The organism is Acidocella sp. C78 (assembly GCF_907164655.1).
In genome coordinates, this window is sequence record NZ_CAJQZK010000061.1 from 89707 (window position 1) to 108521 (window position 18815).

Sequence of the window (18815 nt, forward strand, 5' to 3'; positions counted from 1 at the left end):
GCGCCTATCCGGCCATGTCTCTGACCTATATATATGTGTCATGATCGATCAACCGCTTTGTCCCGCCCGCGCGTGACCCGCCCGCTCTCCCGCCGCGGCGTGATTACCGGAATCGGCCTTGCGGGATTTGCCGGCGGGCAGACCAGGGCCGCGATGCCCCATGCGGCCGGCGGACCACGCCGCCGCCTGCTGATCGGCACGCTCTTTCCCGAAACCGGCGCGCAGACGCTGCTCGGTGACGAGGCGTGGCGCGGTGTTGCGCTCGCGATCGATGCCGCGCGCACGAAAATCGACGCGGATATCGAGGTCATGCGGGCCGATGCGGCCGATCCCGACTCGGCAATACAAGCCATGATCCGCAAGGCCGGCAAGGCCTCGTCCATCGACATGATCCTGGGCAGCCAGTCATCCACAGCGTCGTTCGCCGCCACCGCGGCCGCCGAACTCGCCGGCATTCCCTATGTGGAACTCGACGCACCCGCCGGCGGCGTCACCCGTCGCAACTTCAGGATCTTGCGGCGACTCTGCACGACAACCGCCGCCTTCACCACGGCCGCGCAAGATACGATCGCACGGATTGTGGCGCCAGGATGGAAAACCGCCGCCACGCGCCTGCGCCTTGCCCTGCTGTTCGATATCGGCGCCACAGATGGGTCCTTTGCCGGCGTCATGCTGGCAGGCTTGCGGCAGGCTGGCGTGCCGGTCACGCTCAGCATGGCCTATGCGACGGCCGCACCCGATCTGGACGAGGAGGTGGGGCGAATGCGGGACGCGCGGATCGACCTGCTGATCCATGCCGGGCGGACCGACCATGTCCTGCTGCTCTACCAGGCGATGCAGGAGGCGCGCTGGCGTCCTCGCATGATCATCGGCACGGGCCCCGGCTACGGGCTTGCCGAAATCGGGCGAACCCTCGGTCAGGCGATCGACAATACGATGGTGATCGGCAATCCGCTCTACGGCCCGGGCGCTGCCGCAATCGCGGCGGCCTATCAGGCGCGTTACGCCACCCCGCCGCGCGGCGCCGCGAGCCTGACCACCCATGTCGGCACGACAATCGCCATCGAGGCCTTGAAACGGAGGGAGAAGCTGCCGGCGGCACTTGCCGCCATCAGCCTGCCTCATGGCAGCCTGCCAAACGGCTGGGGCATCAAATTCGATCAGTCCGGGCAGAATCAGGCAAGCTTCGTCACGCTGCAGCAATGGCGCCAGGGGGCGCTCGTCACCATCGATCCGAAGATGCCGGGAGCGGCAAAGCCGGTCCTTGATCTCTGAATGTCGCTCTCATGCAGGCCGATACCCCCGAAACCCGGGAATGGCCGGCCTGGCAAGAGCATCATCCGCCCCGACAGGACGGCCATGACCGCAAGGCGGCTTCGCGTCACGAACCGGGTGCTACCGGCGGCAGCGCCGCGAAATAGGCCGCGACGGCCTTGATCTGCGCCGGGCTGAGCATATCGGCGATGTTCTGCATCAAGTGCGTGTTGCCCTCGTGGCGGGCGCCGCCCTGCCACGCTTTCAACTGCGCAGCGAGATAGTTCGCCGGCTGCCCGGCCAGCCGGGGGAATGCCGGCCCCAAGCCCCGCCCGCCAGCGCCGTGGCAGGAATCGCAGGCCGGGATCGCATGGTCGGTCCCCGCACCGACGCCGTGGATCGCCAGGGTCTCGCCAACATCGTCCCTCGGGGCCGCCGGCAGCGAGGCCGGCGCGACAACCGGCAGACCGTGGTAATATTCCGCGATCGCCTTGCGCTGCGAAGCGTTCAGTCCGCCGGCGAAACTGCTCATCATGCCGTTCCGCCGCGTACCGTGCTTGAAGGCGTAAAGCTGCTGCTCAAGGTAATTCACAGGTTGCCCGGCCAGCGCCGGAAACCCGGCAGCCGGATTGCCCATGCCGTTCTGGCCGTGGCAGCCGGCGCATTGCGCCGCCTCTGGCGGCGGGCCGGCCTGAGCGACCCCGAGACCAACCAACATCGCGATTACCGTCAGCACGCCATTTTTCCGCATCATGTCCATCCAGTCCTGAATTACCGATATCGTGCGCTTTTCCTGCTCTTAAACCGTCGGCGCGCCGCGTTCCATACGGCAGGCCGGCGGGACCGACGCCGGCATGGGTCCGTATACGCGGACAAGGGAAAAATCCGTGCATCCCGGCCCATCGATCCGTCCCGTGATCGCCCCGCCCGCCCCCTCCATCCGGCCGCGCAGCCCGACCCAGACGAAATGGTGCGGCCGCAGCAGCCACATCGTCGGGTTCAGCGCAACACTGCCGGAAGCGGCGTCGTAGCGGCCGGCCATCGAGAAGCAGCCGGGCGGCACATGGGGATTGCCGGCAAGGGCATGGAAGAAGAACAGCGCGCGAAGCCGGCCGGTCCCGGCCGGGGAGATCGTCAGGTCCAGCGCCGTATCGCCCTGCGCGCAGTGGTAATGGCCCGACCACCTGCCGGCCAGCGCGGCGAGGCTATGGTTGGTGCTGACAATCCCGGCCAGAGCAACGGCGATCGCAAGGGCTCGGGGCGCTTCACGACGCCGGCGGCTCATGACGCCCGCCCCGTAATCGTGGCCCGGACGATCGAGGGGGTGAGCACCTGCGGCAGAACCACCGGCGCGGCGTGTCCGGGCGGATAATAGACATAGATCGGCACGCCATCGCGCCCATGCGCGGCCAGGAAGCGGGTGATCGCCGGGTCGCGCCGGGTCCAGTCGCCGACCATGAGCGTCACCTGCCGTGCCGCGAAGAAGCGCTGCATGGCGCGCGGCGCCAGCGCCACCCGCTCGTTCACCTGGCAGGTGATGCACCAGGCGGCCGTCATGTCGACGAACACGGGCTTGCCAGCCTCGCGCAGCGCCGCGAGCTTCGCCGGGGAATAGGGCACGGCGCTGCGGGGCACGGCACCCGGCAGCGTGGAGGCGCCTGTCGCATCGGCGGGGACGACCTGGGGCAGAAGCAGCGCCGCCCCGATCACCGCGAGAACTGCGAGCCCGCGCAGGACAATGCCGGGGAAGCGCAGCAGCCAGAGCCCGAAGCCGATCAGCAGCGCGCCGGCGCCGACGATCAGCACACCCGACGATCCGGCCTCCACCGACATCACCCAGAGCAGCCAGACCGCGGTGCCGAACATCGGGAAGGCGAGGACCTGCCGAAGGATCACCATCCACGGTCCGGGCCGCGGGAGCGCGCGGCCGATCGCGGGGGCGGCGGCCAGCGCCACGAAGGGCAGGCCGATGCCAAGGCCGAGTGCCGCGAATATGCTCAATCCGAGCAGAACAGGTGCCGCCAGCGCCGCCGCCAGCGCGCCGCCCATGAACGGCGCCGTGCATGGCGTGGCCACCGCGACGGCGAGCAGCCCGGTGGCGAAACTGCCAAGCACGCCGCCATGGCGCGCCATCCCGGCGCCGAGACGCTCGAGCCCGGATATCTCGAACAGGCCGGCGAAGTTCAGCCCGATCGCGAAGACGAGCCAGGCCATCACGGCGATGAAGACCGGCGACTGGAACTGAAAGCCCCAGCCCAGCGCCTCGCCGCCGGCGCGCAGGGCGAGCAGCCCGCCGCCGAGCAGCAGCATCGCGGCGACGGTGCCGGCCGCATAGGCCAGCGCCTCGCGCCGGGCGAGCGGGCGATCATCATGGCCGAGCCGCGCCAGGGCCAGCGCCTTGATCGCCAGCACCGGAAAGACGCAGGGCATCAGGTTCAGGATGAGCCCGGCCAGCAGCGCGGCGCCGAGCCAGACGATCCAGGGCGTGCCGGCCAGCGGCGGCGGCGCGGCGCCCGGCGCGGCATGCAGCGTCAGCGCCTGCATCCGGCCCGAGGGATCGGTGATCTCGATCACGCCGGCAGCCGTGGTCATCGGCGGGTGTGCGGGTTTCAGCCGGAGGGTGAAGCCGTTGCGCACGAAGCCAAGACGCTGCGGCGCCGCATTGACGATGGCGTTCAAATCATAGGGGTAGAAATGCGCGCCCTTCACCACGCTGCGGCCGAGACCGGCGCCGGTGATGGCGAGCGTGCCATCGGGCGCGATCGTCGCGCGATAGGGCGAGGGGCGTGGCAGCGCCGCGCGGGCAGCGCGGAACAGTCCGGCCTCCGCCGAGGCGCCACCGGCGAGGGTGAGATGGAAGGTGCCGTGTTCGGGGACGCAGAGCTTGGGGTTGCAGACCAGCCAGTCGGCCTTCGCGTCGATCGCCGAAACACCCGATCGCGGCAGCATCACGGTGAAGGGCAGCAGCACCGTGCCGCTCTCGATATAGTCGCCCACGCCGCCGTCGGCGACCAGCCAGTGCGGCGGCGGAAAGGCGAGCGGACCGGCCTTCGCCCCCGCCGGCGCGTCAATCGAAACGGTGGGGGCCTGCCCGGCATCGCCCGGATCGGACCAGTAGATGTGCCAGCCCGGCGTCAGGCGGAACAGCAGGCCGAGGGTGATCGTCCCCGCCTGAGGCGCGTTGGTGGCGGAGACGAGCGCAACCCGCGCGCGTGGCGAGGTGACTTCGTTGCTGCGCGCCGCCCGCGCCGGGCCGGTTGCGGCAAGGGCCAGAAGAAGCGCGGCAAGAACGGGCAGAAGGCGTCTCATCGCCTCAATATCGCATATCGGGCGGTTCGGTGCTAACCGCCCGCCTCATGGACGAACTGCCGGTTGCCGCCATCCTGCCCGATCTCCGCGCAAGCCTCGCGCGATCGGCCAATGCCATCCTCGTCGCCCCGCCCGGCGCGGGCAAGACCAGCCTGGTGCCGCAGGCGCTGTTGGGCGCGGACTGGCTGGGCGGACAAAAGATCGTGATGCTCGAACCAAGGCGGCTCGCCGCGCGCGCCGCGGCGGAGCGGATCGCGCAGCTGATCGGCGAGGCGCCGGGCGGCACGGTGGGCTATCGCACGCGGCTGGAATCCGTGACCGGTCCGACGACGCGGATCGAGGTGATCACCGAGGGGCTGCTGACGCGCCGGCTGCTGACCGATCCCGGGCTCGACGGCATCGGCTGCGTGATCTTCGACGAGATCCACGAGCGCAGCCTAGAGGCCGATCTCGCTTTGGCGCTGACGCTCGACCTCCAGCGCGGCCTGAGGCCGGAGTTGCGGGTGCTCGCAATGTCGGCGACGGCCGATATCGCGACCCTGACCGCCCTGCTCGATGCGCCGGTGATCGAGAGCGCCGGACGGGTCTATCCGGTGACGGCCGAATTCGCCGCGCGCGACCTCGCCGATGCGCGGGACCTGCCGGCGGCGCTGGCCCGCGCGGTACGCGGCGCGCTGGCGGCGCATCGGGGCGACATTCTCGCCTTCCTGCCCGGTGTTGGGGAAATCCGTCGCGCCGCCGAGGCGCTGGAGGGCGCGCCGGCCGCGATCCTGCCGCTCTATGGCGATCTGCCGCCGGCCGAACAGGCGCGGGTGCTCGCTCCTTCCGGCCAGCGGCGCGTCATTCTCGCGACCAGCATCGCGGAGACCTCGCTCACAGTGCCGGGGGTGCGGGTGGTGGTCGATGGCGGGTTTCGCAGGGCGCCGGAATTCGATACCGGCCGGGCGCTGACCCGCCTCGTCACGCGGCGGATCAGCCGGGCGGCGTCCACGCAGCGCGCCGGCCGCGCCGGGCGCGAGGCGCCGGGGGTGGCGATCCGGCTATGGACCGAGGCGCTGCATCGCGGCCTGCCGGAATTCGACGCACCGGAAATCGCCGGTGCCGAGCTTTCCGGGCTGGTCCTGGCCTGCGCCGCCTGGGGCGCGGACGCCGCGGCGTTGCCCTTTCCCGAGCCGCCGCCCGCCGGCGCGCTCGCCCAGGCGCGGGCTCTGCTGACCGATCTCGGCGCGCTCGATTCCGCCGGGCGGATCAGCGCGACCGGGCGACGGATGGCCGAACTCGGCGCCACCCCGCGCCTTGCGGCGATGATGCTCGCCGCCGACGGCGCGGCGGAGGCAGCGCTGGCCGCCGACCTCGCCGCCCTGCTCGAAGAGCGTGATCCGCTGCGCGAGGCGGGCAGCGCCGATATCGCGCTGCGGCTCGACGCGATCGCCGGGCGCGGCGGCGGCGATCGTGGCGCGATCGCGCGTATCCGCCAGGCGGCGGGCACCTATCGCGCGCGGCTCGGCCTGCGGCGAGATACGCAAGCGGGCGGCGACCCCGCTGTGCTGATCGCAGCGGGCTTCCCCGACCGGATCGGGGTTCGCCGCGGCGAGCCGGGCAGTTTCCGGCTCAGCGAGGGCGGTGGCGCGAAACTCGACCCGGCCGATCCGCTGGCGCGCGCGCCGATGCTCGCCGTCGCAGCGCTGGGCGGCCGGGGCGCGCCGAAGATCGGGCTCGCGGCACCGATCAGCGCCGCGACGATCGAGGATCGGCTCGCCGCCCGCATCGTCACCACCCGGGAGATCGGGCTCGATGGCACCGGCGGCACGGTGATGGCGCGGGAACGGCGGCGCTTCGGCGCGCTGGTGCTCGCCGAGCGCAGCACGCCGGCATCGCCCGCGGAGATCGAGGCGGCCTTGCGCGCGGCAATTCGGGAGAAGCCCGGCCTGCTCGGCTGGAGCGACGGGGTGCGGCAGTTGCAGGCCCGCGTGGCGCTCATGCGGGGGATCGAGCCGGAGGGATGGCCCGACCTGTCCGACGAGGCGTTGCAGGCGGATTTCGAGACCTGGCTGTTCCCCTATCTCGCCGGAATGAGCCGGCTGAAGGAGGCGGCGGCGCTCGACCTGCTCGCAATCCTGCGCGACCATCTCGGCCATGAGCGCGTCCGCGCGCTGGACGCGGCGCTACCCGCGCGGATCGAGGCGCCGGGAGGTGAAGTGCCGATCGACTATACCGGCCCGGTGCCGGTGGCGGCAGCGCGGGCACAGGCCTTCTACGGCAGCGATTCGACGCCGCGCCTCGCCGGCGGGGCGGTGAGATTGCAGATCGCGCTGCTCTCGCCGGCCGGGCGGCCGATCGCGGTGACCGGGGATCTCGCCGATTTCTGGCGGCGCGGCTGGGCGGATGCGCGCAAGGACATGCGCGGGCGCTACCCGAAGCACGACTGGCCGGAAGAACCCTGGCGCGCGCCGGCAAGGCCGCGCGGGCGGCGATAGGACCCCGCCGCCGCGGGGCGCAGGCGGCCGGCTGGCGCGGCTCCGGAACGGGGGTTAGGATTTCGCCCTCACCTCTCGGGGCATCGGTCATGCGGTTTTGCCGGGTGCGGCGATCAGGGCTGAATCTGGCGGTCGGGCTCGTCCTTGCCGCCATCACGGGCGCGGGAACATCGCCGCCGGCGCGGCGTCCCGCCGCCCGGCTCGCCAGCGAGGCCGCGATCTTCAACCATATCGGCCACCGTTTCACCGTGTTCCGCTTCCGCGCCGATCCGCTGATCGTCGTGATCGACTGCCCGGGCCTCGAAGCGCAGGGGCTGATGTTCGACCGTATCGCAGCGCTGATCGAGAAAGCCGCAACGCCGCGGGACCGGGTGCTGGACGAACCGGCCTTCCGCCGGGCGCTGGCGGCGGCGAATCTTTCGGTCGCGACATATTATTACGGGAACGACTATCCGGCATCGGCCTTGCGCCGCTTCTACCACCTGGCCGAGGCGGAGCATGTGCCCCTGACCGCGCAGGAACGGCGGCTGCGGCGGATCGCGCGGAACGAAGGCTTTCTCCGGCCGGGCGCGAACGGGGCGGTGCTTTCGATTCCCCAGGCCGAGGGCCGTCGGCGCGTCGGCTGGCGGACCCGTGCGGTCATTCTGCGCCATGAACTGGCGCATGGCGCCTATTTCACCCTGCCTTTCTACCGCGCCTACGTTCACCGGTTCTACGATAGCGCCATGACCGCACCGGAGCGGGCGGCCTTTCGCGGCTTTCTGGTCGCTTCCGGCTACGATCCGGCGGACCGCGACCTGATCGTGAACGAGACGATCGCCTACATGGTCTTCACCCGCGACCCGAATTTCTTCACCGCAGCGACGGTGGGGCTGAGCACGGCACAGCTGGCGTCGTTGCGGCGGCGTTTCATTGCCGGAATGCCGCATTTCTGGCTTCGCCGAATGGCGACTGCGCCGCTGCCCGCGCATCACCCTCCCCCCTTGCCCGGCTCGTCAGGAACGGGCAGTTTCCGTGACCGATAATCAATCAACCAACGGGGAAGGACCGGGAGTTTCATGAACGGCGCTGAAAGTCTTGTGCATACGCTGATTGCGTGCGGCATCGATACGGTTTTTGCCAACCCCGGCACCAGCGAGATGCATTTCGTCGCGGCGCTGGACCGGATTCCCGGGATCAACTGCGTTCTCTGCCTCGATGAAACGGTGGTGTCCGGCGCCGCCGACATGTATTGGCGCACCAAGGGGCGGCCGGCGGCGACGCTGCTGCATTGCGGCCCCGGCCTCGCCAACGCGCTCGCCAACCTGCACAACGCGCGGCGCGGCCGCTCGGGCATCGTCAACATCGTTGGCGACCAGGCGACCTATCACCGCCCGCTGGACGCGCCGCTGACAGCCGATACCGAGGGCTGGGCGCGCCCGGTCTCCGGCTGGGTGCGGACGGCGATGACCGCCGAGGCCGTCGGCCGGGATGCCGCCGATGCGGTGGCCGCCGCGCGCACCGGGACGATCGCGACGCTGATCCTGCCCGCGGACACGGCCTGGACCGAGGGTGGGGTGGTCGGTGCGCCGCAGCCGGTGCCGCCGCGTCCCACCACCGAGACCGCCGCCATCGACGCCGCCGCCGCGGTGCTGCGCTCGGGCGAGCCGGCGCTGATGCTGCTCGGCGGGCGGACGCTGACCGACGCGACGCTGCGGATCGCCACCGGCATCGCGCAGACGACCGGCGCGAAGATGCTGGCCGAGATGTTCAACGCGCGGATGGAGCGCGGCCAGGGGCGACCGCCGATCGAGCGCATCCCCTACCAGATCGATGCCGCGGTACACTCGCTGGAGGGTATCCGCCACCTGATCTTGGTCGAGGCGAAGCCGCCGGTCGGGTTTTTCGCCTATCCGGGCAAGAAGGGCCGGCTCTGGCCGGATGACTGCACGGTGCATACGCTGGCGGATATCGGCCAGGACGGCGCGGCGGCCTTGCAGGCGCTGGCCGAGCGCGTCGACGCCGGCACGCCGGAAATCGCGGTCACACCGCGCCCCGCGCCGACGACCGAGGCGATCGCGCCGGAAACGGTGGCCACCTCGATCGCCGCCCTGCTGCCGGATGACAGTGTCGTGATCGACGAGGGGATTTCCTTCGGCCGCGGCTTCTCGCGCTTCACCCATGGGGCGGCGCCGCATCTGTGGCTGCAAGTGCCGGGCGGGGCGATCGGCGGCGGCCTGCCGGGCGCGGTGGGGGCCGCGATCGGCTCCGGCCGGCGGGTGCTCGCCATCCAGGCCGACGGCTCGGCGATGTACAGCATCACCGCGCTGTGGACGATGGCGCGCTGCAATCTCGACGTGACCGTGGTGATCCTCGCCAACCGCAAATACGCGATCCTGCTGCACGAATACGCCAATGTCGGCGCCAATCCGGGGCGGACGGCGATGGACATGCTCGATCTCGGCCATCCGGACATCGACTTCGTGCGCCTCGCCGAGGGAATGGGCGTTGCCGCCGCACAGGCCGACAGCATGGAAAAGCTCAATGCGCTGATGGCGGCGAGCTTCGAACGCAAGGGACCGTTCCTCATCGAACTGCTCACCTGAGGCGTTCATCGGCGCAACGGATCGGATTGATCGGCGATTTCCATTGAAACGGTGGTTGACCGTTAACTTTCCTCTTGTAACTGTGCCCTTGGCCATGATGCTGCCGGAAATCGGCGGCATCTGACCGCCGGGCGGGCGGTCCGTCCTGACACAAGAAGACTTCACAGGGCGCAGCATGGCGAGTTCCACGGTTCAAGGTCGGTCGAATTCCCGCTGGTGGACGGCGCTGCGGCGACGCCTCGCCGCGGTGACCGTCGATGCGCCGATGCATGTCCGCGCCCTGGTCAGGGCCGACGAGATCTGGCTCGCGGCTCTCGCCGCCGTCGTCGGCGTGTTCTCGGGCTTCTGCGTCTACCTGATGGATTTCCTGAGCCATCACTTCCATTTCTGGTTCTTCGCCCTGCCGAAGCTCGGCGAGGGCCTGTCGCAGCAGACGCATATCGACCCGATGCGCGCGATTTTCGTGCCCATCCTGGGTGGTGCGGCGCTGGGGTCGGTCGCGTGGATCCTCGGCAAGTATCGCATCACCAACATCGTCGATCCGGTCGAGGCGAACGCGCTCTATGGCGGCAAGATGTCGCTGCGCGACTCCTTCATCGTGGCGATGCAGACCTCGTTTTCCAACGGCGTCGGCGGCTCGGTGGGTCAGGAAGCCGGCTATGCGCAGTTTGGCGGCGGCATCGCCTCATGGATCGGCCAGCATCTGCGGCTGCGGCGCAACGACCTGCGCGTGCTGGTCGGCTGCGGAGCCGGGGCCGCGATCGGCGGCGCGTTCAACGCCCCGCTCTGCGGCGCATTCTATGGAATCGAACTCGTCATCGGCACCTATTCCCTGCCGACGCTGACCATGGTCGTCATCGCCTCGCTCTCGGGCACGCTGACCACGGAACTTCTGATGAATGGCGGCGTGCGGCCGCTCGATGTCGTGCTGCCGACCCATACGCCGGCCTATGCCTACCCGCTCGCGGTGCTGCTCGGCATGGTCGCCGGATTTGTCGGCATCGCGATCATGCGGACGGTGACCTCGCTGGAGGCGGTGTTCCGGCGCACCGGCGTGCCGGTCTGGCTGCGGCCAATGATCGGCGGCGTCGTTGTCGGGCTGCTGGGCAGCATCACGCCCAAGGTGATGGCCTCGGGCAATTCATCGCTGCACACGCAGCTTGCCGTGATCTATCCGTTCATGCTCGCGGTCGCGCTGCTGGTGATGAAATCGACCGCCTCGGCCTTCTCCATCGCGACCGGCTTCCGCGGCGGCCTGTTCTTCGCCGCGCTCTTCATGGGATCGCTGCTCGGCCGCGCCTATGGCGATGTCGCGGTGTTGCTGCCCGTGGCCCATGGCGTGCCGATCGGCTTCTATGCCGTGGTGGGCATGGCGGCGCTCGCCACCGCGATCGTCAGCGGCACCATGACGATGACCTTCCTGACGCTCGAGAGCACCAACAATTTCAGCATCACCATCGCGGTCCTGATGGCCGCGATCGCCGCATCGCTCACGGTCCGCCGCTTTTTCGGCTATTCGTTCACGACGTGGCGATTCCATCTGCGCGGCGAGACGATCCGCAGCGCTGTCGATATCGGCTGGATACACAATCTAACGGTCGGGCGGATGATGCGCCGGAACCAGTATGTCACCCAGGAAAACAGCGAAATCGCCGAGTTCAAGGCCGAGTTCCCGCTCGGCCGGACGCAATATGTTGTCGTGCTCGACGAGAACCAGCGCTATGCCGGTCTCGCCTACCCCGCGGAGGTTCACGCGCCGGATGCCGCTGCCGAGGACTCGATCCAGCCGCTGATCCGCCACCGCGACGATTTCCTCGTGCCGCAGGCTACGGTGAAGGAAGCCATCCGGGCCTTCGAGAAGGCGGAATGCGACGTGCTGGCGGTGATCGACGGCGAGGAGACCCGCCAGGTGCTCGGCGTTCTCACCGAACAATACGCGCTGCGGCGCTACAGCGAGGAGCTGGACCAGCGGCGGCGGGAACTGTCCGGCGAGTAGGCGCGGTGCTCAGAAATCGGTGCAGCGCCCGTTGCGTTCCCAGTCGCCGTAACGGGTGGGTTCAGGGCCTTTCGGGCCGCCGATCTCCTTGGGCCAGGGTTTTGCCGCGGCGGCATCGGGGGGCGTAGCCGCCGGCGTCTCGGCCTCGGTGGCGGTGGGCGCGCTGCCGGCGCGTTCGGTCTGAGTGGGTTCGGTCGGAGTGCTCATGAGCCCGATCTGGCCCCGGCCGCCTTGCCCGGCAAGAGGGGCTTGCCGCCATTCGACTCCAGCACCGCCGCCTCACGCAACCTCTGCTCGGCAAGCGGCCGCCAGGGCGCATTGGCCGGCGCGGCGGCGAGGGCTTTGCGGAACAGCGCCGCGGCGTCCGGGGTAACATGTCCGGCGGCCTCGCTCGCAGCCTCGGCGGTTTCGGCGGCGAGAGTGGGGTCGAACTTCATAGAGAGCGCCACTTTCCAGGCCTTCACCGCGGGGGCCAGCTTGTTCTGGCTGACCAGCGCCTGGCCGAGCAGCAGATAGCCCCGCCGCGCCTCCTCGCTGCCGGGCTGCAGGCTGGCGAGTTTCTGCCTGAGCCGCTCGATCAGCGCATTGTCGCGCGCCTCGGCGGCATCGCGCTGGCGGATGACGCTGGCATGCGGTTCCGAGGGCACGAGCGGCAGGCCCGAGGGGATGAACAGCGCGACCGCCGCGACCGGTATGGCGACGAGGGTTGCGATCATCACGCCGCGCGCGGCACGATTGGCCTCCGGCTCCGGAATCCGGTCCGCGGCGAGCAGCCGGCGCTCGACCTCGAGCCGTGCCGCCTGGTATTCCTCGTCCGGCAGCCGCCCCTCCTCGCGATCCCGATCGATTTCCTCGAGCTGGGAGCGGTGCAGCGCCATGGCGGTTTCCCGCCGGTAACGGATCGTGCCCTGGCGTACCCAGACGACGAGCAGCGGCGCGATCGCAACGGCGGCCAGCACCGCCATCCAGAGCCAGATCAAGACAGGAGTTCCTTCAGCCGGTCGGTTTCTTCCGGCGATAATGGCGGGGGTGTTGCCCGCCGGCGGCGGCGCGCGAACAGCAGCACCGCAAGCCCGATGAGCGCGGCAATGCCCGGTGAAAGCCAGAGCAGCCAGGTCTCGGGACGGAATGGCGGCTTGAGCAGCACATAGATGCCATACCGCTTGACCATGAAGGCGATGATCTGGCGGTTGCTGTCGCCCGCGGCGACGCGGTGGCGGATGATGGTGCGGAACTGCTTGGCCAGCCCGGCCCGCGAGTTCTCGACGGTCTCGTTCTGACAGACCAGGCAGCGCAGCTTGTTGCCGATCGCCTCGGCGCGCGCTTCCTGCGCGAAGGTGAGCTTCACGCCATCGCGGGTGATGCTGGTTGGATGATCGCTCGCCGCCGATGGCGCAGGGGATGCCTTCGCCGCGCCGCAGGCAAGGGCGAGTCCGGCGAGGAGCAGGACAAGCCAGCGCCTCATGCCAGCCTCCGCAGCACGGGGCGGAGCTGGTCGTCGATCACCTCGGGCACCAGCGGCGCCGCGACGTGCCACACCACCTTGCCGCCGGGCGCGATCAGGAAACTCTCCGGCACGCCATAAACGCCCCAGTTGATCGCCGTCCGCCCCGAGGGGTCGGTCGCGAGGCGCGCATAGGGATTGCCGTACTTCGCGAGGTAGAGGCCGATCGCCTCGGGCTTGTCCTGATACGCGATCCCCCAGATATCGACGCCGGATTTCGCCAGCCGGTCGAGATAGGGCGCCTCACCGGCACAGGGCACGCACCAGGAGGCGAAGAAATTCACCAGCACCGGGCGCGTCTGCGCGGCGAGCAGCTTCTTGTCGAACCCCTCGCGGCCATCCACCCCGGGCAGGGTGAAATCCGGCACGTCGTGCCCGACCAGCGGGTTGTTGAAGGCCTGCGGATTGTAGCTGCCGGTCTGCATCCGGCGGAGCAGTTCATAGAAACCGGCTCCGCCCACGCCCACCACGAGCAGCGGCAGTCCGAACAGCATGCGGCGCGACAGGCTCATCGGTCGGGATCAGACCGTGGCCGAGCCGGACGGCCGGCGCAGCCGGCTTCGCACCGGCGCGCCGACGCGGAACCGCCGGTCACTCAGCGAAATCGCGCCGCCGAGCGCCATGATGAGGCCGCCAAGCCAGATTTCCGGCGCCAGCGGATGGATGTTGAAGCGGAACTCGCCGCCGCCGCTGTTATTGTCGCCGGCGAAGGTGGCAAAGAGGTTGCGCACGCCATTGCTGCGGATCGCGGCGGCCACCGTCTTGACCTTCTGGTTGGTGAAATACCGCGTCTCGGGATGCATGATCTCGACCAGATGCCCGTTGCGGGACACTTCGATCGTGGCATCGCGCGCGGTGTAGTTCGGCCCGGTGGCCGGCTTGATCGAGATCAGCTTCCAGTTGTAGCCGCCGAGGTCGATCGACTGGCCGGGGTTGAGCACGCGGATCGTATGCGTCTGCAACGACATTCCGGCAATGCCCAGCACGGCGATCCCGAAGCCGAGATGCCCGAGCGACGCGCCGATGGCGGCCCGCGGAATGGTGAACAGCCGCATGAAGGACTGGCCAAGCGGGATCCGGAACAGGCGGATCCGCTCCGCGAGATCGACCAGCGCGCCCAGCATGACCCAGACCGCGCCCGCCAGCCCGAGTGCGGCGACGAAATGACCGCGCAGGATGAAGGCGCCGAAGACGAGAAGCGCCAGAACCGCGACGAACCACAGCTTGGTCAGCGCCGGCAGCAACGCCGCGCGCTTCCACGACAGCAGCGGCCCAACCGCCATCGCGAGGATCAGCGGCGCGGTCAGCGGCAGAACCGCCTGATCGTAGAACGGCGCGCCCACCGAGATTTGGCGGTTGAACAGAAGGGCCAGGAAGGGCGGATACATCGTGCCGGTGAACACCACGGCGGCGATGATGCAGAGGAAAATATTGTTCAGGATCAGGGCGCCTTCGCGCGAGACCGGCGCGAAAACCCCGCTCGCCGCCAGAACCGGCGCCCGGAAGGCGAACAGCAGCAGCGAGCCGCCGATGGTCAACGCGAGCAGGACGAGAATGAACAGCCCCTGATCCGGCGAGGCGGAAAAGGCATGCACCGAATTGAGCAGGCCCGAGCGGACGAGGAAGGTGCCGCACAGGCTGAGCGAGAAGGTGGCGATGGCCAGCAGGACCGACCAAGTTTTCAGCGCCTCGCGCTTCTCCACCACGATGGCGGAATGGATCAGCGCCGTGCCGGTGAGCCAGGGCAGCAGGGCGACGTTCTCCACCGGGTCCCAGAACCAGAACCCGCCCCAGCCCAGCGTGTAGTAAGACCAGAGCGAGCCGAAGCAGATGCCGCAGGTCAGGAACAGCCAGGAGACCAGCGCCCAGGGCCGCACCCAGCGCCCCCAGGCGGCGTCGACCCGCCCCTCGATCAGGGCGGCAACGGCGAAGGCGAAGGCAATCGAGAAACCGACATAGCCGGTGTAGAGAATCGGCGGATGCACGGCGAGGCCGGGGTCCTGCAGGATCGGGTTGACGCCCGCGCCATGCAGCGGCGGCGGCCAGATCCGCGCGAACGGGTTGGAGACGGCGATGACAAAGGCCATGAACCCGCCGGAGACGAGGCCGAGCACGCCGAGCACGCGCGAGCGCAGGCTGGTCGGGATGCTGTTGCCGAAGGCCCCGACGGTCGCGCCGCACAGCGAGAGAATCAGGCACCAGAGCAGGATCGACCCGTCATGGTTTCCCCAGGTGCCGGTGATCCGGTAGAAGAGCGGCGTCGTCGATGATGAATATTCCGCGACATTGCGCACCGTGAAGTCCGACACCACGCCGGCCCAGACCAGCGCGAGGAAGGACAGGCCGAGCATGACGAACTGGCCGATCGCCAGCGCGGGCGCGGCGCGGAGGATCTGCCGGTCGCGCAGCATCGGCCCGGCAATGCCGATCACCGATTGCGCGACGGCGATGGCCAGAGCCAGCGCGAGCGCGAAATTGCCCAGGGTGGGGATCATTCTGCGGCGTCTCCCATCGGCTCAGCCATTGTTGGATGCCTCGATCTGGGCGGGCGACTTGTCGTCCCAGGCGCCGGCATTGGGTGGGGGGCCGAATTTCGGATTCCACTTGCCGGCCTTGCGCAGCGCCATCTCGACATCGCGGGGCATGTAGTCGGCGCCATGCTTCGCGAGCACGGTGGAGGCGAGGAACTCACGGTCTCCCCTGCTCATCGCGCCGATCGTGACGACGCCCTGCCCCTGGCGGAACAGGCCGGGCAGCACGCCGGTATAGACCACCGGGATCGATGCGCGCCCATCGGTGATGCGGAAGGTGGTGTAGGGCGCGCCATCGCGGGTGCCCATCACCACGGTGTTCGCCTGCACGATGCCGCCGAGGCGGAACACCCGCCCGGCCGGCGGGTGGCGCGCGGCGACCTGCTGCGGTGACATGAAAAAGGACAGGCTGGACCGGAAGGCGACCAGCATCAGCGCCACCGCGGTGGACAGGCCGAGGCCGCAGGCAATCACGATCCAGAGGCGGCGCTTCTTGCGGCTCATCATGACGCGGCACTCCCCGACTCGCCACGCCCCCGCGGCTCGACCGCGGCCAGCCGGCGCCGCGCCGCCCGGTAGCGGAAGAACGTGGTCAGGGAGAGTATGCCGATGATGGCAAGGGCGGCGCCATAGCTGCCGACCACGTAAGGCAGGGTGTTCTTCACCATCGTCTCAGCTCCCGGAGCGCTCCGCGCGCGCAAGCAGCAGCGCCCGCGCGCGGTTCTCCATGATACCGCTCGAAATGCGCGCGAGGGACATGGCGATAAAGGCCAGATAGAAACCCAGCGTGGAGATCAGCAGTGGATACAACATCGTGACATAGATCTTGGAGGGGCCGGTCAGGGTGATCGAGTTGCCCTGATGGAGCGAATTCCACCAGTACACGCTGAACACGATGATGGGCAGGTTGATCGCGCCGACAAGCCCGAGGATCGCCGCCGCGCGGTAGCCATGCTGCGGATTGTCGAACGCCCGGATCAGCGCCATGTGGCCGAGATAGAGAAAGAACAGGATCAGCACCGAGGTCAGTCGCGCATCCCACACCCAGTAGGTGCCCCATTCCGGCTTGCCCCAGAGCGAACCGGTGATCAGGCAGAGCCCGGTGAAGCCGGCGCCGACCGGCCCCATCTCCTTGGCCGCGATATCGGCCAGCGGATGCCGCCAGACGATCGAGAGCAGCGAGCAGATGGCCAGCGCCGCATAGCCGTTCATCGCCACCCAGGCGGCGGGAACGTGGACATACATGATCCGCGAGGCGATGCCCTGCTGCCAGTCGGCCGGGGCGAAGGCAAATCCCCAGACCAGCCCGACGGAGCAGACGATCAGCGCCGCCCAGCCGATCCACGGAATGAGGGGCTGCACCAGGCGCTGGAAACGCCCGGGATTGGCGAAACGGTGCAGCCAGGCACCGGATTTCGATGTCGGGGCGGCGATCATGGCGGCCTGCGCGTCGGCCGCGTAATCCGTGGCGGGTGAACGGTCCATCGACAGATTGTCTAATACGAATTCGTGTTTTTGACACCCCCCACGCCGGCGCGGAGCCGCCCCGGCCGATCACATCTTGGCGCAGCGCGATCAGCCATTATGCTGGCGCCAGTGAAACCGCCCGAAAGGAGCCACCGCCATGCAGTTCGTCCTGGTCGCCCATGATCGCAAAGACAGCCTCGCCCTGCGCAAGCAGGTCCGCCCCGACCACCTCGCCTATCTCGACAGCATCAAGTCGAGCATCCTCTACGGCGGCCCGATGCTGGATGCCGAGGGCAATCCCTGCGGCTCGATGATCGTCTACGAGGCGGCGGACCGTGCGGCCGTGGAAGCGCTGGTCGCGAACGACCCCTACAGCAAGGCCGGGCTGTTTGGCGCGGTCGAGATCAACGGCTTCCGCACCGTGCTGCGCGACGGCACGCTGACGCCGTGAATTACTGGCTGGTCAAGTCCGAACCGGACGCGTTCTCCTGGGACCAGCAGGTGGCCAACGGTGTCGAACCCTGGACCGGCGTGCGCAACCACGCCGCCAGGAATAACCTGAGGGCGATGCGCCTGGGCGACCGCGCCTTCTTCTACCACTCCAATATCGGTCGCGAGATCGTCGGCGTGGTGGAGGTGGTACGGGAAGCCTATCCGGACCCAACCGCCGAGGCCGGCGACTGGGTGGCGGTCGATATGAAGGCCGTCGCCCCGCTGCCGCATCCCGTCGGCCTTGCCGCGATCAAGGCCGATCCGGCGCTGACCGACCTCGCACTGGTGCGCCTCTCGCGCCTTTCGGTCGGCCCGGTCAGCGCCGAGCACTGGGCGCATCTCTGCGCCATGGGCGGGTTGCGGCTGTAGAGCATCAGAGCATCTTCATCCGATCAGATGACGTCATCCGACCGGATGATGCTCTGGCCGCGCAGGAAAGGCTCGAGCGCCGCGAGCACCTCGCGCGGCTTCTCGGCGTGCAGCCAGTGGCCGGCATCAGCGATCGTCTCGATCCGCGCCTGCGGGAAGCGGGCGCGGATCGCGTCATGCGCCGCCTCCGGCACATAGGACGATGCGGCCCCGGCGACGAACAGTGCCGGGCCATTGTAGCGCGCGCCCGGCGCCGGATCGGCCCAGCCGACCAGATCGTTCATCGCGCCGGCGATTTCCTCAAGGCCAAGGCGCCAGCGGGGTGCGGCGCCAAGCACGAGATTGTGCAGCAGGAACCCCCGCAAGGCCGGCTCCGGCACGCTGGCGGCAAGGGCGGCGTCGGCCTCCTGCCGCGTCAGGCCGGGATGCAGCATGAGGCCGCGCATCGCCCGGACATAACCCAGATGCTCATGGCCATAGGCGATCGGCGCGATGTCGAGCACGGCGAGGCGGGCGACGCGGCCGGGTTGCGCGAGTGCGAGCATCATCGCGATCTTGCCGCCCATCGAGTGCCCGACCACGCGGGCAGAGCCGATGCCGAGCGACTCCATCGTCTCGGCGACATCCTCAGCCATGGCCTGGTAGCGCATGTCCGCATCGTGCGGGCTGTCGCCATGATTGCGGGCGTCGAGCGTGGTGACGCGGAACCACGCCGCGAGCCCGCGGGCGATGACGCCGAGATTGCGCCCGGCGCCGAACAGCCCGTGCAGGAGAATGACATCCGGGCCGGTGCCGGTCGTTGAGGCGTGGAGAATCATTTCGGTTTGTCGA

19 protein-coding genes are annotated in these 18815 nt (G+C 69.2%); 7 read left to right on the forward strand and 12 right to left on the reverse strand.

The window, feature by feature from the left end; genetic code table 11:
* The first annotated feature begins 72 nt into the window (after positions 1 to 72).
* Positions 73 to 1275: an ABC transporter substrate-binding protein gene (locus ACIDOCELLA78_RS83855; protein ID WP_249675096.1), complete on the forward strand. Its 1203-nt coding sequence runs from the start codon at positions 73 to 75 to the stop codon at positions 1273 to 1275.
* 106 nt (positions 1276 to 1381) lie between these two features.
* Here the strand turns inward: ACIDOCELLA78_RS83855 and ACIDOCELLA78_RS83860 are convergent, their stop codons facing one another.
* Genes ACIDOCELLA78_RS83860 through ACIDOCELLA78_RS83870 form a run of 3 tightly spaced genes read right to left on the reverse strand, consistent with a single transcriptional unit; the run spans position 1382 to position 4563 of the window.
* Positions 1382 to 2008, reverse strand: coding sequence for a c-type cytochrome (locus ACIDOCELLA78_RS83860; RefSeq protein WP_283770813.1), 627 nt, complete (start codon positions 2006 to 2008; stop codon positions 1382 to 1384).
* Positions 2009 to 2053: 45 nt separating this feature from the next.
* Positions 2054 to 2539 (reverse strand): hypothetical protein, encoded by a 486-nt coding sequence (locus ACIDOCELLA78_RS83865; RefSeq protein ID WP_249675100.1) that lies wholly within the window; start codon positions 2537 to 2539, stop codon positions 2054 to 2056.
* Positions 2536 to 4563, reverse strand: a complete 2028-nt coding sequence (locus ACIDOCELLA78_RS83870; protein ID WP_201727870.1) for a protein-disulfide reductase DsbD — start codon at positions 4561 to 4563, stop codon at positions 2536 to 2538. Before ACIDOCELLA78_RS83870 ends, ACIDOCELLA78_RS83865 begins: the two co-directional genes overlap by 4 nt.
* A 47-nt stretch (positions 4564 to 4610) precedes the next feature.
* Here ACIDOCELLA78_RS83870 and hrpB point away from each other — a divergent pair, with 47 nt between their 5' ends.
* The 4 genes from hrpB to ACIDOCELLA78_RS83890 all read left to right on the forward strand — a co-directional run bounded on the left by hrpB (position 4611) and on the right by ACIDOCELLA78_RS83890 (position 11621).
* Positions 4611 to 7040: an ATP-dependent helicase HrpB gene (hrpB, locus tag ACIDOCELLA78_RS83875; RefSeq protein WP_201727927.1), complete on the forward strand. Its 2430-nt coding sequence runs from the start codon at positions 4611 to 4613 to the stop codon at positions 7038 to 7040.
* An 89-nt stretch (positions 7041 to 7129) separates the two neighbouring features.
* Positions 7130 to 8065: a hypothetical protein gene (locus ACIDOCELLA78_RS83880; protein ID WP_249675102.1), complete on the forward strand. Its 936-nt coding sequence runs from the start codon at positions 7130 to 7132 to the stop codon at positions 8063 to 8065.
* 33 nt (positions 8066 to 8098) lie between these two features.
* Positions 8099 to 9625, forward strand: coding sequence for an acetolactate synthase large subunit (locus ACIDOCELLA78_RS83885; protein ID WP_201727871.1), 1527 nt, complete (start codon positions 8099 to 8101; stop codon positions 9623 to 9625).
* A gap of 175 nt (positions 9626 to 9800) precedes the next feature.
* A complete protein-coding gene (locus tag ACIDOCELLA78_RS83890; RefSeq protein ID WP_201727872.1) occupies positions 9801 to 11621 on the forward strand; it encodes a chloride channel protein in 1821 nt (606 codons plus the stop codon).
* 9 nt (positions 11622 to 11630) lie between these two features.
* Here ACIDOCELLA78_RS83890 and ACIDOCELLA78_RS83895 read toward each other — a convergent pair whose 3' ends face one another.
* The 8 genes from ACIDOCELLA78_RS83895 to ACIDOCELLA78_RS83930 are packed head-to-tail and all read right to left on the reverse strand — an operon-like array spanning position 11631 to position 17141.
* Entirely contained in the window at positions 11631 to 11828 is a 198-nt protein-coding gene (locus ACIDOCELLA78_RS83895) for a DUF1674 domain-containing protein (RefSeq protein WP_201727873.1), read from the reverse strand.
* Positions 11825 to 12601 carry a c-type cytochrome biogenesis protein CcmI gene (gene ccmI / locus ACIDOCELLA78_RS83900; RefSeq protein ID WP_201727874.1) on the reverse strand — a complete coding sequence of 259 codons (777 nt, stop codon included), beginning with the start codon at positions 12599 to 12601 and terminating at the stop codon, positions 11825 to 11827. The genes ACIDOCELLA78_RS83895 and ccmI overlap by 4 nt, the downstream gene beginning before the upstream one ends.
* Complete coding sequence (locus ACIDOCELLA78_RS83905; RefSeq protein ID WP_201727875.1) at positions 12598 to 13086, reverse strand: cytochrome c-type biogenesis protein; 489 nt, start codon at positions 13084 to 13086, stop codon at positions 12598 to 12600. Before ACIDOCELLA78_RS83905 ends, ccmI begins: the two co-directional genes overlap by 4 nt.
* Positions 13083 to 13637, reverse strand: a complete 555-nt coding sequence (locus ACIDOCELLA78_RS83910) for a DsbE family thiol:disulfide interchange protein (RefSeq protein ID WP_201727876.1) — start codon at positions 13635 to 13637, stop codon at positions 13083 to 13085. Before ACIDOCELLA78_RS83910 ends, ACIDOCELLA78_RS83905 begins: the two co-directional genes overlap by 4 nt.
* A gap of 9 nt (positions 13638 to 13646) precedes the next feature.
* Positions 13647 to 15620, reverse strand: coding sequence for a heme lyase CcmF/NrfE family subunit (locus tag ACIDOCELLA78_RS83915; RefSeq protein WP_201727877.1), 1974 nt, complete (start codon positions 15618 to 15620; stop codon positions 13647 to 13649).
* Positions 15621 to 15641: 21 nt separating this feature from the next.
* Complete coding sequence (ccmE, locus tag ACIDOCELLA78_RS83920) at positions 15642 to 16163, reverse strand: cytochrome c maturation protein CcmE (RefSeq protein ID WP_201727878.1); 522 nt, start codon at positions 16161 to 16163, stop codon at positions 15642 to 15644.
* Positions 16160 to 16324, reverse strand: a complete 165-nt coding sequence (gene ccmD / locus ACIDOCELLA78_RS83925) for a heme exporter protein CcmD (protein WP_174504044.1) — start codon at positions 16322 to 16324, stop codon at positions 16160 to 16162. The genes ccmE and ccmD overlap by 4 nt, the downstream gene beginning before the upstream one ends.
* Before the next feature lie 4 nt (positions 16325 to 16328).
* Positions 16329 to 17141 (reverse strand): heme ABC transporter permease, encoded by an 813-nt coding sequence (locus ACIDOCELLA78_RS83930; protein WP_201727879.1) that lies wholly within the window; start codon positions 17139 to 17141, stop codon positions 16329 to 16331.
* 139 nt (positions 17142 to 17280) lie between these two features.
* On the opposite strand from ACIDOCELLA78_RS83930, the gene ACIDOCELLA78_RS83935 reads away from it, so the two are divergent.
* Entirely contained in the window at positions 17281 to 17574 is a 294-nt protein-coding gene (locus tag ACIDOCELLA78_RS83935) for a YciI family protein (protein ID WP_201727880.1), read from the forward strand.
* On the forward strand, positions 17571 to 17984 hold the full coding sequence (locus ACIDOCELLA78_RS83940; RefSeq protein ID WP_201727881.1) for an EVE domain-containing protein: 414 nt from the start codon (positions 17571 to 17573) through the stop codon (positions 17982 to 17984). Before ACIDOCELLA78_RS83935 ends, ACIDOCELLA78_RS83940 begins: the two co-directional genes overlap by 4 nt.
* Before the next feature lie 23 nt (positions 17985 to 18007).
* Here ACIDOCELLA78_RS83940 and ACIDOCELLA78_RS83945 read toward each other — a convergent pair whose 3' ends face one another.
* Positions 18008 to 18802: an alpha/beta fold hydrolase gene (locus ACIDOCELLA78_RS83945; RefSeq protein ID WP_201727882.1), complete on the reverse strand. Its 795-nt coding sequence runs from the start codon at positions 18800 to 18802 to the stop codon at positions 18008 to 18010.
* Positions 18803 to 18815 lie beyond the last annotated feature (13 nt).